The sequence below is a fragment of the Kosakonia quasisacchari genome (assembly GCF_004331415.1).
GTDB classification, from domain to species: domain Bacteria; phylum Pseudomonadota; class Gammaproteobacteria; order Enterobacterales; family Enterobacteriaceae; genus Kosakonia; species Kosakonia quasisacchari.
On record NZ_SJOP01000012.1, the window covers coordinates 142,435 to 154,785 of the forward strand.

Genomic DNA, 12,351 nt, shown 5'->3' on the forward strand with positions numbered 1-12,351 from the left:
CCCTTTTATTTATGGAGATTACTTGTCGAAGTTGACATCTTTTTAATTCTGGAGAGACCAAGTTTTAATGCAATAAGACTTAACGTATCTGCATTATGCAATGCTATATCTATTGCTGTCTTCTTCGTCTTAGCATTCCTATTTATCCCACTTAGATCTATCCCTTTTAGAATTATTCCCGTATCGCCGGTTAACTCCTTGACATATTCTTCAGGTTTATAAATATTGTGAGGACTGGATGGAGTGTAAAAATAGTCCTGCGTTCCTTTTTCACCGAATATTTCGTAGAATCTACCGCTTCTTTTAATACCGGAAAAATGTGATGCTTCATGCAGTATATTATGGATATTCTGAACAGATCCCAAATGCTCTAAGTGCGCCTCAGAAAAATATATTTTCCTTTCAGGATCATTATGTAATACATATGCAAGGTTTCCTTTTTCCTTTCCTTCCTCATCGTACATGGTTTTGCTTTTTAATAAAGCATCCTGCATAAATTTAAATCTTAACAATATTTCCCCTTTTAATTCTGTCGTTTTTATCTTTTTAGCATTAGCTCCTCCTTTAAGAATTTCACGAATATCTTCTTTTGTTTTTTTCTCTAATTTCGGCACTTCAAGTTTTTTTATCGCCTCATCAAGAATGGATTTTGCAGTTATTATTTCCTCATCAAGCCCTGGATTTTTAATTGAATATTTTCTCAATCTTTGTGTTTCATTCGAAACTCTACCATCGTTGTCATATAATGTTACCGGATTATCCCTCACCATCCTGAACAAATTAAGCCCATCCACTGTGCTCGCCGGGTCTGCTGAGAGCCACCGTCCCGCCCACGGCTGGTAATAGCGATATCCATAATAATAAAGCCCCGTCGCGTCCTGCTCTTTGCCGGAATAACGGAGGATTTTGTAATCCGCTTCCAGCTGGCAGCACGCGGCAAACAGCGCTGTGCCACCGTACGGGTAATACTCCTCCTGGCTGATAAGTTCGCCGCTGCCGTCCACTTCCAGCGCGCTGCTGCCGGTGAGGTTGTCGTAGCTGTAACGAATCGGGTCATTAGCAATTCCGGCAGGCTGACCGCTTTCCCAGTGCAGCACCCGTACCTGCGCGCGACCGGCAACACCGACGGTTATTACCTGTAATTCTTCGGCTGCGCTGCTGCGCAGTTCCAGACCCGGCAGATAAATCACCTTTTTCGTCTGTGTGCTGTTGCCGGTCAGTTGTGATGTGATTTTCAGTATGCGCTGGCTGGTGGCATCGTAGCGGTAGCGTTCGCTGTCGTCGGGTTCGCCATCGCGCATCACTGGAGTGACTTTCTGCAGTTCCTGGCGCGCCGTCCATACCAGTGACTGACCGGGCAGCAACTGTTTCTGCTGGCCGCCGGCGGTGAACAGCGCCTCCACATCTGCCGGGTTTTCGGTGAAGGTACTGGGCACCGCGCGGTTGCTGCTGTCGGAGACGGTGATGCTGGTGGTGTAGTTATTGCCGGACGCGGGTGCGCTGTGCTGAATTTTCGTCAGATTACCGGCGTTGTCGTAGGTGTAAGTGCGGGAATAGTTCGTGTAGGTAGCGTTATCGAAGGAGGTGAAATCAGGCCGGTTGCTGCCCTGCTGCACCGCATTGGCCATTTCGCGCCCGGTGGCGCTGACCAGCTGGTACAGGCTGTCATAGGCGTAGGTGCTTTCGGGCACCACTTGCTGATTGCGCCAGAAACGCGTCTCCTCGGCATCGTTAGTAATCACCAGCACGTTGCCCACCGGGTCGTACTCGTAGCGCAAATCCTGCAACAATTTTGTGGCAGATACGCGCTCAGTTTTAATGCCCACCAGCCGCTGGGTTTCCGCTTCGTAACTGTAGGTTGTCACCACGCCGTTGCCGTGCTCCTCGCGCAATTTCTGCCCGGCGGCGGAGTATGTCAGGGATTTGACTATGACCTGCTCTGAACCGCTGCTGACCGTCAGCCAGCTCCCCTTCAGCAGACCCGCCACGTCATACGCGACGCGCTGGGTATTGCCTTTCGCATCAAGCGTGATCAGGACATTTCCGGCAGCGTCCACTGTGCTAAGCGTGGTGTAAGTTTCACCCGCCAGCAGATCGTTCCACGCCGAGGCGTCCGCCCCCTGCCAGTCGGCCAGTACATCATCCGGCAGCAGCTGGCGGGTGACAGCAAGCAGTGCGCCGCTCATGGAAATGCTACCCGTCGAAAGCAGGCCTGCCGGGTCGTAATGGCTGACCAGTTGACCGGCGAGATTGTGGCTCTGTTCATCCGCCGACGCGCTGCCCCAGATAAACCGCTCAGTGACGTGCGCGCTGTCTCCGGCAATCTGTTCGGTAATACCGAGCAGCCGCCCCGGCAGCTCTGCCCCTTCATACTGAAAAGTTCGGGTGACGGTGGCGCTGCGGTCATTACCGGTGCCGATATTGCTGACCTGTAAAAAAGCCCGTCCTGCTGCGTCATTCAGGGCAACGGATGTGCCGGCATCCGCGCTTTTCGTACGCAGCACCGTACCGTTCAGGTCGTGGAGGTAACTGAAGTTCGCCAGCCCGGCGGCATACAGACGCGGGTCGGCACTTTGTGACGGCTGGCCACGCGCATCAAACTGATGATGCGTGATACGTTCCTCGGAGGTGTCCGGCGCATCGGGATGACGGTGATATATGATGTCGCGTACCGCCAGGCCCCGGTTATCAAGCACCGCGACTGACGGGGTTTTACTGTAAAGGGATGTACTCATACGATTCTCCATTACTGTCGATAACACTTGTGGATATCAGGAGAAGTATAGGTTCGTTGGCGCAGAGATCTGATAGCGAAGCCAGGACAGGGAGCACAAAATATCCGCCTTCACAGAAAGCGACACTCATTTCGCCCCCGAAGGGCGCACTAAAAAACCTTAAAAGAAGCCGCTGTCAGTCGTGTGAGATGTAAATCTAAAGGCAACAGGCAGAGCAAAAAAAGCCCTCCATACAGAGGGCTAAAGAGTGAATTTATTTCGTGAAACGTTCCGGAAACTCCATTTCACTATAACGCACGAAACGGGTTCCTTTGGAAAATTTATAACCTAACCAGATAATAAGGAACAGGGGGATACCAATATACGTCGCCGCTACCGCGCCCCAGTCAATACGGTCTGCCAGGAAGGCCTGATAGTTTTGCCCAAGCGTGATGATCAGGCACAGAGCGAAGGCGAAAATCGGCCCCAGCGGGAAGAAACCTGAACGGTACGGCAGGTTATCCAGCGAATGCCCCTGCGCCACATAGCCGCGACGAAAACGGTAGTGGCTGATGGCAATGCCCAGCCAGGCGATAAAACCAGTCATGCCGGAAGTGTTCAGCAGCCACAAGTACACGGTCTGGTTGCCAAACATTGAGGTCAGGAAGCACAGCGCGGCAATCACCGTGGTGGCATACAGCGCGTTACGCGGCACGCCACCTTTCGACAGTTTGGAGAAAATGCGCGGCGCTTTGCCATCACACGCCAGCGTGTAGAGCATACGCGTGGAAGCGTACATTCCCGAGTTCCCCGCCGACAGCACCGCCGTCAGGATCACCGCATTCATCACCGCCGCCGCAGAGAGCAAACCCGCATGCTGGAACACCAGCGTGAACGGGCTAACGCTGATATCTTTTACGTCGTTACGCAGCAGGCTCGGATCGGTGTAGGGAATAATCAGGCTGATAATCAAAATCGCGAACACATAGAACAGCAGAATACGCCAGAACACCTGACGCACCGCGCGCGGAATATTCTTCTCTGGATCTTCCGATTCACCCGCCGCGATACCAATCAGCTCAGTGCCCTGGAAAGAGAAGCCGACAATCATCGCCACACCGATCATGGCGGAAAAACCACCGGCAAATGGCGCATCGCCAATCGTCCAGTTACTCCAGCCTGCCGGTTTTTCCCCCTGGAAAATACCGACGATCATCATCACACCAACAACGATAAAGATAATGACGGTAGTGACTTTAATCAGCGAGAACCAATATTCCGCTTCGCCAAAGCCTTTCACCGAGATGTAGTTAAGCAGGAAAATCACCGCGAGGAACAGCGCGCTCCAGATCCAACCCGGCGTGTCCGGGAACCACCAGGTCATCACTAATTGCGATGCCACAAGGTCAACGGCGATGGTCACCGCCCAGTTGTACCAGTAGTTCCAGCCCAGCGCGAAGCCGAAGCCCTCTTCAACGTATTTCTGACCATAGGTGGAGAACGAACCGGAAACCGGCATGTACGCCGCCAGTTCGCCCAGGCTGGTCATCAGGAAGTAGACCATCAAGCCAATCAGGATATAGGAGAACAACGCGCCGCCCGGGCCCGCCGAAGAAATGGTCGCCCCTGACGCGACAAACAAACCGGTACCGATGGAACCGCCAATCGCGATCATCGTCAGATGACGCGCTTTGAGTTCTCGACGAAGCGTGGGCGCTTCTGTGGTTTTAGTTTCGGAAACCATAAGAAAATGCTATCCATCTAAAAAATGAGGCGCGATTGTAGCAAACGAAACGCAGGCCTTCCGGCATAAAACGCCTCTTATTAGAGACCTTCATGATCGGCAGAGGATTATAAGTAAAGCAGTGAATGGCAGATGTTGCGAGGCGATAAACAGGCTCCCGCGCGGATGCGGGAGCAGAAAGATTAATTCAGACCGCGTACTGACGCGATAAACTGCTGCAGTTCCGGCGTTTTCGGCTGCGTGAAGAAGTGTTTGCTTTCGCCTTGCTCCCAGACTTTTCCCTGATGCATAAACACCACGCGGTCGCCCACTTCGCGCGCAAAGTTCATTTCATGGGTCACCAGAATCAGCGTCATCCCCTCACGGGCAAGCTGCTCCAGTACGCGCAGCACCTCGCCGACCAATTCCGGGTCCAGTGCAGAGGTAATTTCATCACACAGCAGCACTTTCGGTTTCATCGCCAGCGCACGGGCAATCGCCACGCGCTGCTGCTGGCCGCCGGAAAGATTAGCCGGATAGTAGTCAATACGCTCGCCAAGCCCCACTTTTTCCAGCATCTCACTGGCCAGCCGACGACACTCATCCGCAGGCAATTTCAGCACCCGGCGCGGTGCCAGCATCACGTTTTCCAGCGCCGTCATATGCGGAAACAGATTAAAGCTCTGGAACACCATTCCCACTGAGCGGCTGATCTCACGCGCCTGGGATTCCCGGTCCGTTACCGTCATCCCCCCCAGTTTGATACTGCCATCCTGGTAGCCTTCTAACCCGTTCATGCAGCGCAGCAAGGTGCTTTTGCCTGAACCGCTGCGGCCAATAATCGACACCACTTCACCCATCTCTATATCGAGGCTTACGCCCTTCAGCACATGGTTGTCGCCATAATATTTTTGCACTTCATTAATGGTGATGAGCGGCATGGAATTTATTCTCCAGATAACGGCTGTAGCGCGACAGCGGATAACACAGCAGGAAATAGCCTAACGCCACCAGGCCAAACACTTTGAACGGTGCGAAGGTAACGTTGTTGAGCATGGTGCCGGCTTTGGTGAGTTCGACAAAACCGATAATCGACGCCAGCGCCGTGCCTTTAATCACCTGCACGGAAAACCCCACCGTTGGCGCAATGGCGATACGAATAGCCTGCGGCGCGATCACACGAAACAGCGTCTGACCAAAACTCAGTCCCAGACAGCGGGAGGCTTCCCATTGCCCTTTGGGCAATGCTTTGATGCTGCCGTACCAGATATCAAGCAAGAAGGCGCTGGTAAACAGCGTTAACGCCAGCGTCGCCGCCGTCCACGCGCTGACATCAATACCAAACAGCGCAAGGCCAAAAAAAGCCAGGAACAGCTGCATCAACAACGGTGTGCCCTGAAAGAGTGCGGCATAGGCGCTGATAAACCGTTTTGGTAAACGCCAGCGGCTAATGCGTAACACCAGCAGCGGCAGCGTCACCAGCGTGCCACAGACGAAGGCAATCAGTGACAACAGCACCGTCCAGCGCGCCGCCAGCAGCAGGTTGCGCAGAATATCCCAGTCAGTAAACGTACTCATTAGGCCTCGCTCCCTAACCATTTGCGCCCAATTGCCAGCAGTAACTGGCGCATCAGTAGCGACAGCATCAGGTACAGCAGCGTGGTGACAAAATAGACTTCAAAACTTAAAAACGTGCGCGACTGAATCAGGTTGGCCATAAAGGTCAACTCTTCATAAGAAACTTGCGACACTACCGAGGAGCCCAGCATGACGATAATGCACTGGCTCACCAGCGCCGGATAAATGCGTTTCAGCGCGGGGGGCAAAATCACCCGTAAGAAGGTTTGCGATTTACTGAGCCCCAATACGCGGGCAGCTTCCCACTGCCCTTTCGGCGCAACCTGGATCCCGGCGCGGATAATCTCCGTGCTGTAGGCGCCAAGGTTAACCAGCATGGCAATCAGTGCCGCTTCACCAGCGGTGAGTTTCAGCCCGAGGCTCGGTAAGCCAAAAACAATAAAGAACAGTTGCACCACAAAAGGCGTGTTGCGGATAAGCTCAACATATGCGCCCCAGATGGCACTCATCACGCCGGGTTTACCGCTACGCAGCGCCGCACCGACGATGCCTATCGCCACACCGCCAACCGTCGCCAGCGTGGTTAAGGTCACCGTGGTCCAAAGCCCTGCCAGCAGCTCTGGCCAGTACGGCCAGAGCGCGGCGAAATCAAGCGACGTCGTCATGCGTTACGCGCCAAAGTTGGCCGGTAACGGCGCCTGCATCCATTTCTGTGACAAACTGTTGAGCTCGCCCTCTTTCAGCGCCTGCTCCACCAGCTTGTCGACTTCGGCTTTCAGCGCGGGTTCGTTTTTCATCAGCCCGATATAGCACGGCGAATCTTTCAGCATAAATTGGCTGACCGGGGCTTTTTGCGGGTTCTGCCGCGCGATCGCCGCCACCACTACGTTACCGGTGGCAAGGTACTGCACCTGGCCGGACATATAGGCTGAAAGCGTGGTGTTGTTATCTTCGTAGCGCTTCACGTCGGCATCTTTCGGCGCGATGTCGCTCAGCACCATATCTTCTACCGCACCGCGTGTGACACCAATGGATTTGCCGCTTAGTGCTTTCGCGTCAGTCACCGTGGACTCTTTCGGACCAAACACACCAAGGAAGAAAGGCGCATAAGCGCGGCTAAAGTCGATCACTTTTTCGCGTTCCGCATTTTTGCCAAGGCTGGAAATCACCAGATCGACTTTATGCGTTTGCAGGTACGGCACGCGGTTGGCGCTGGTTACGGGCACCAGTTGCAGTTTCACCTTCATACCTTTTGCCAGGTACCCGGCCATATCAATGTCGTACCCTTGCGGTTTGAGATCGGTGCCCACAGAGCCAAATGGCGGGAAATCTTGCGGTACAGCCACGCGCAATACACCACGCTTCTGAATATCCTGTAATTGATCCGCCATGGCCTGCGAGGTGCAAGCCATCATTACTGTCGCCACCGCTGCAGCCTTCATCCACGTTTTCATCGTCAACACCTCATCGTTCATGAAACAAAAGATTCTTTGAATCACTTTCTGCAACTAATGTGCCAATACGATATATTCCGACGGTGTGTGGAGTACGAGGTATTTAGAGGCTGAATCGAAGGTTGCAGCGCTGCGTCTGCACCACCAAAACGGTGCAGACGCCTGCTGATGGTGCAATCAAATCGCGCAGTAACGGATAAAGCGATTCAATGCACTGGAGAGGTGCTTCTGACGATGGTGAATACGCCAAAGCGTACGCACCAGACGGGGTAACGGAATCGAGACTTCCGCTAAGCTGCCGGTTTCCAGCTGTTCGGCAATCACTCGCCGCGACAGACAGCTAATGCCCAAACCGTGGCGCACTGCATGCTTGATGGCTTCTGAATTCCCCAGTTCCATGCCAAGACGAAACTGCGGCAAATGCGAGAGGAGTAAATAGTCGACGATTTCGCGCGTGCCGGAGCCGCGCTCACGCAGGATCCACGGCGCAGCGGCCAGTTGTTCGAGCGTTACGCGCCCTTGCAGCAGCGGGGATGACGGCGGCGCAAATACCACAAGCTCATCTTCCAGCCACGGCTCGGCGATAATCTCCGCCGTATGGCACGGGCCTTCGATTAAACCGATATCGACGCGGAAATCCGCTACCGCGTTGATCACGTCCTGGCTATTACCCACGCTCAGCTCCAGCGGCAGATCGGGGAAATCACGACGGTAGTGGGCAATCACCTCCGGCAGGATGTAGTTACCAATCGTGCTACTGGCGAATACGCGGATGGCACCGTTATCTTCGCGAAACAGTTGCTCGATTTCCGTTGCCTGCTCCAGCGCTGCCAGCGCGCGGGGGTAGAGCAAACGTCCATGTTCATTGACCACCAGCCGTTTGCCAACGCGATCGAACAATTGCACACCCAGTTGGCCTTCAAGATCGGTTAGCGCCGCGCTAACCGCCGATTGCGAGAGCGCCAGCCGCTGAGAAGCCTGGGTGGTGGAGCCGCTTTTCAGCACTTCTGCAAACACTTCAAGCTGGCGTAACGTTATATGCATAGAGGTCACTTACCACTTATAAAGATTGATTATAAATATATAATCAATTTTACCTTTAAACCAGTTCGCCTTAACCTTTTCTCCATTGAAAGGAGAAGGTTATGACAGAAATCACGTTACACACTCGACGCCACCCAGCCTGGCATTTTGTTCCTGGCTTGCTGTTGACCGGCGTGATTACCGCCGCCGCATTATGGCTTGGCGCTATTCCGTCGGTCGCGGGCCTTGGGCTGAGCGCCTTAACGCTGGCCATTCTTATCGGCATGCTGCTCGGCAATACGCTCTATCCGACATGGCACCACCGTTGCGACAGCGGCGTGCTGTTCGCCAAACAGCACCTGTTACGGCTGGGGATTATTCTTTATGGTTTTCGCCTGACGTTTTCACAAATTGCCGATGTCGGGGTCAGCGGTATCGCCATTGATGTGCTGACGCTATCAAGCACCTTTTTGCTGGCCTGTTTTCTTGGGCAAAAAGTATTTGGCCTGGATAAAAAAACCAGCTGGCTGATTGGCGCGGGCAGCAGTATTTGCGGCGCAGCAGCCGTGCTGGCAACCGAACCAGTAGTCAAAGCAGAAGCCAGCAAAGTGACGGTTGCGGTGGCGACGGTAGTGATTTTCGGCACGCTGGCGATTTTTATTTACCCGGCACTCTATCCGCTGGTTGGGCACTGGTTTAGCCCGGAAACCTACGGCATCTGGGTTGGCTCAACGGTACATGAAGTGGCGCAAGTGGTTGCAGCCGGACACGCTATCAGCCCGGAAACGGAAAATGCCGCGGTGATTGCCAAAATGCTGCGCGTGATGATGCTGGCACCGTTTTTACTGCTGCTGGCAGCGCGTATCAAACAGCTCAGCCCGCAGCAAGGCGCAGAAAAAAGCAAGCTGACTATCCCGTGGTTTGCGCTGGGTTTTGTGGCTGTCGCGGTGTTTAACTCGTTTCATCTGTTGCCAGCATCGGTGGTGAACATGCTGAACACGCTGGATACGCTGCTGCTGGCTATGGCCATGGCGGCGCTGGGGTTGACCACGCATATCAGCGCGCTAAAAAATGCCGGGGCAAAACCGCTGGTTATGGGGCTGATCCTGTTTATCTGGCTGATTGTCGGCGGCGGTGCCATTAACCTGGCGGTTCATCACCTGATGGCATAAACCACTACGTCTCCTCCCTGTTGACCCGCTATGATGAGCGTTTTCCTCTGGCGGGTTTAACAGGAGTTTTTATGAAATACATTGGTGCGCATGTGAGCGCCTCCGGCGGCGTAGCGAATGCCGCGATTCGCGCAGCGGAGATTGGCGCGACGGCCTTCGCGCTGTTTACCAAAAACCAGCGCCAGTGGCGTGCCGCGCCGCTGAGTACGGAAACCATCGACGAGTTTAAAGCCGCCTGCGAAAAATACCACTTCGCGCCAGGCCAGATCCTGCCGCACGACAGTTACCTGATTAACCTGGGTCACCCGGTGGCTGACGCACTGGAAAAATCTCGCGACGCGTTTATTGATGAGCTGAGCCGTTGTCAGCAACTGGGGCTGACGCTGCTGAACTTCCATCCGGGCAGCCATTTAATGCAGATCCCCGAAGAGAAATGTCTGGCGCGTATTGCCGAATCCATCAATATTGCGCTGGCACAAACCGAAGGCGTCACGGCAGTGATTGAAAACACCGCGGGTCAGGGCAGCAACCTTGGGTTTAAGTTCGAGCATCTGGCGGCAATTATTGACGGCGTGGAAGACAAATCCCGCGTCGGCGTGTGTATTGATACCTGCCATGCATTTGCCGCAGGCTATGATTTGCGCAGCGAACAGGCCACGGCAGAAACCTTTGCGGAATTCGAGCGTGTGGTCGGTTTCCAGTATCTGCGCGGTATGCATCTGAATGATGCAAAAAGTACTTTTGGTAGCCGCGTTGACCGCCATCACAGCCTCGGCGAAGGGAATATCGGGCATGACGCGTTTCGCTGGATCATGCGCGATGCGCGTTTCGACGGCATTCCCATGATTCTGGAAACCATTAACCCGGATATCTGGGCCGAAGAGATAGCCTGGCTGAAGGCGCAGCAGACCGCTGAAGCCACCGCATAAAAAAAGGGCCGCTAAGCGGCCCTTCTCATTTTCCGGGTGTCGGCAATTTCTTATGCTACTTTCGCGACGGCTTCTGTTTCTGGCCGTTTCAGGAAGGCATACACCAGACCCGCCAGCAGCGTACCCGCGACGATAGAGAGCAGGTAGCCCAGCACCGGCGTGATAGCGCCTGGGATCAGCAGCACAAACAGACCACCGTGCGGTGCCATCAGTTTCGCGCCAATCGCCATGGAGATAGCCCCCGTCAGCGCACCACCGGCGATACAGCACGGCAGAACACGCATCGGGTCGCGGGCAGCAAACGGAATTGCGCCTTCAGAGATAAAGCACAGACCCAGTACCAGCGCCGCTTTACCCCCTTCGCGTTGACCTTTGTCGAACTTGTTGCGTGCAACAATGGTCGCCAGACCCATCGCCAGCGGCGGCACCATACCGGCGGCCATAATTGCCGCCATCGGCGCGTAAGTTTGCGTACTCAGCAGACCCACACCAAAAGCGTATGCCGCTTTGTTGACCGGACCACCCATATCGGTACACATCATGCCACCGAGGATTGCGCCCAGCAGGACGGCGTTAGCCGTGCCCATGGTTTGCAGCCAGGAAGTCAGGCTCGCCAGGATTTTCGCCACCGGCGTACCGATCAGGTAAATCATCGCCAGACCGACAATCAGGCTGGAAACCAGCGGAATGATCAGAATCGGTTTCAGCGCTTCCATACTTGGTGGCAGCTTCAGACCTTTACTGATGCCTTTCGCCAGGTAGCCCGCGAGGAAACCGGCAATGATACCGCCGATAAAACCCGAACCGGTGCTGACCGCCAGCATACCGCCGATAAGACCCGGCGTCAGACCCGGACGGTCGGCGATGGAGAAAGCGATAAAGCCCGCCAGCACCGGCACCATCAGAGCAAAGGCTGAACCACCACCGATTTTCATCAGCGCGGCCGCCAGCGTGCCTTCTTCTTTAAACGCGGTAATACCGAATGCGAAGGAGAGCGCAATTAACAGACCACCGGCTACCACCATCGGCAGCATGTAGGAAACACCCGTCAGCAAGTGACGGTAGGCACCCGCACTCTCTTTTTTACCTTCAGCAGCATCAGCAGAACCTTTACCCGCCGGCTGATAAGGCTTCGCTTCCGCGACAGCTTTATCCAGTTCCTGCGCGGTTTTCTTCAGCGCCAGACCCGTTGTTGTGCGGTACATCGGCTTACCGGCAAATTTCGCCAGATCGACTTCGATGTCAGCCGCAACCACCACCAGATCCGCCTGCGCAACCTCTTCCGGGGTGATGGCGTTGCCCGCACCCACGGAACCACGGGTTTCCACTTTCACCCACCAGCCGCGTTTTTTCGCTTCGGTTTCAATCGCTTCCGCCGCCATAAAGGTGTGCGCCACACCCGTCGGGCAGGCAGTGACCGCCACAATGCGTTTCGGGCCACTGCTGGTCACGGCTGTCGCCGTTGCGGCAGGCGCGACATACGCCGATGCGTGGTTTTTCGCTTCACTCAGGAACAGTTCCGGGTGGGCGACTGCGCGATTGATATCGCCCAGCCAAACCTTTTTCCCGTCCAGCGCACTGTCGCCTGGCAGCTTGCTTCCCAGTACGATAGCCAGTTCCGCTTCGCCTGGGTTATCAATAAATTGCAGATTTGCTTTCTGCGCCGCCGCGCCCAGCAAGGTCTTCGCCATATAGGCGCGGGCCTGCCCGAGTTCGGAGTCGATTATCAGCAGCGTTTTCATTATGCCTCTCCTGCTG

Annotated in this window: 10 protein-coding genes; 2 read left to right on the forward strand and 8 right to left on the reverse strand. The window is 54.7% G+C overall.

Features of this window, described 5'->3' with window-relative positions:
- Positions 1–5: 5 nt before the first annotated feature.
- From E0L21_RS14630 to yieE, 7 genes are all read right to left on the reverse strand, one after another.
- On the reverse strand, positions 6–2,735 hold the full coding sequence (locus tag E0L21_RS14630; protein WP_131410697.1) for an RHS repeat protein: 2,730 nt from the start codon (positions 2,733–2,735) through the stop codon (positions 6–8).
- A 253-nt stretch (positions 2,736–2,988) separates the two neighbouring features.
- Complete coding sequence (locus tag E0L21_RS14635; protein ID WP_131410699.1) at positions 2,989–4,458, reverse strand: amino acid permease; 1,470 nt, start codon at positions 4,456–4,458, stop codon at positions 2,989–2,991.
- Positions 4,459–4,640: 182 nt separating this feature from the next.
- Positions 4,641–5,378: an amino acid ABC transporter ATP-binding protein gene (locus E0L21_RS14640; protein ID WP_131410701.1), complete on the reverse strand. Its 738-nt coding sequence runs from the start codon at positions 5,376–5,378 to the stop codon at positions 4,641–4,643.
- Positions 5,359–6,015 (reverse strand): amino acid ABC transporter permease, encoded by a 657-nt coding sequence (locus E0L21_RS14645; RefSeq protein WP_131410703.1) that lies wholly within the window; start codon positions 6,013–6,015, stop codon positions 5,359–5,361. Before E0L21_RS14645 ends, E0L21_RS14640 begins: the two co-directional genes overlap by 20 nt.
- On the reverse strand, positions 6,015–6,680 hold the full coding sequence (locus E0L21_RS14650; protein WP_131410705.1) for an amino acid ABC transporter permease: 666 nt from the start codon (positions 6,678–6,680) through the stop codon (positions 6,015–6,017). Before E0L21_RS14650 ends, E0L21_RS14645 begins: the two co-directional genes overlap by 1 nt.
- A 3-nt stretch (positions 6,681–6,683) precedes the next feature.
- Entirely contained in the window at positions 6,684–7,457 is a 774-nt protein-coding gene (locus E0L21_RS14655; RefSeq protein WP_235855242.1) for a transporter substrate-binding domain-containing protein, read from the reverse strand.
- Positions 7,458–7,646: 189 nt separating this feature from the next.
- Positions 7,647–8,513: a DNA-binding transcriptional regulator YeiE gene (gene yieE / locus E0L21_RS14660; RefSeq protein ID WP_131410707.1), complete on the reverse strand. Its 867-nt coding sequence runs from the start codon at positions 8,511–8,513 to the stop codon at positions 7,647–7,649.
- A 101-nt stretch (positions 8,514–8,614) separates the two neighbouring features.
- On the opposite strand from yieE, the gene E0L21_RS14665 reads away from it, so the two are divergent.
- Positions 8,615–9,664, forward strand: a complete 1,050-nt coding sequence (locus tag E0L21_RS14665) for a YeiH family putative sulfate export transporter (RefSeq protein WP_131410709.1) — start codon at positions 8,615–8,617, stop codon at positions 9,662–9,664.
- A 71-nt stretch (positions 9,665–9,735) separates the two neighbouring features.
- Entirely contained in the window at positions 9,736–10,593 is an 858-nt protein-coding gene (gene nfo / locus E0L21_RS14670) for a deoxyribonuclease IV (protein WP_131410711.1), read from the forward strand.
- 50 nt (positions 10,594–10,643) lie between these two features.
- On the opposite strand, the gene fruA is transcribed toward nfo, so the two are convergent.
- A complete protein-coding gene (gene fruA, locus E0L21_RS14675) occupies positions 10,644–12,335 on the reverse strand; it encodes a PTS fructose transporter subunit IIBC (RefSeq protein WP_131410713.1) in 1,692 nt (563 codons plus the stop codon).
- Positions 12,336–12,351: the final 16 nt, after the last annotated feature.

Bases quoted from the DNA above. Each gene is read 5' to 3' on its own strand.
- E0L21_RS14655 (WP_235855242.1), bottom strand. From the start codon at position 7,457: ATGAAGGCTGCAGCGGTGGCGACAGTAATGATGGCTTGCACCTCGCAG.
- fruA (WP_131410713.1), bottom strand. From the start codon at position 12,335: ATGAAAACGCTGCTGATAATCGACTCCGAACTCGGGCAGGCCCGCGCC.
- E0L21_RS14630 (WP_131410697.1), bottom strand. From the start codon at position 2,735: ATGAGTACATCCCTTTACAGTAAAACCCCGTCAGTCGCGGTGCTTGAT.
- E0L21_RS14650 (WP_131410705.1), bottom strand. From the start codon at position 6,680: ATGACGACGTCGCTTGATTTCGCCGCGCTCTGGCCGTACTGGCCAGAG.
- E0L21_RS14640 (WP_131410701.1), bottom strand. From the start codon at position 5,378: ATGCCGCTCATCACCATTAATGAAGTGCAAAAATATTATGGCGACAAC.
- E0L21_RS14665 (WP_131410709.1), top strand. From the start codon at position 8,615: ATGACAGAAATCACGTTACACACTCGACGCCACCCAGCCTGGCATTTT.
- E0L21_RS14645 (WP_131410703.1), bottom strand. From the start codon at position 6,015: ATGAGTACGTTTACTGACTGGGATATTCTGCGCAACCTGCTGCTGGCG.
- E0L21_RS14635 (WP_131410699.1), bottom strand. From the start codon at position 4,458: ATGGTTTCCGAAACTAAAACCACAGAAGCGCCCACGCTTCGTCGAGAA.
- nfo (WP_131410711.1), top strand. From the start codon at position 9,736: ATGAAATACATTGGTGCGCATGTGAGCGCCTCCGGCGGCGTAGCGAAT.
- yieE (WP_131410707.1), bottom strand. From the start codon at position 8,513: ATGCATATAACGTTACGCCAGCTTGAAGTGTTTGCAGAAGTGCTGAAA.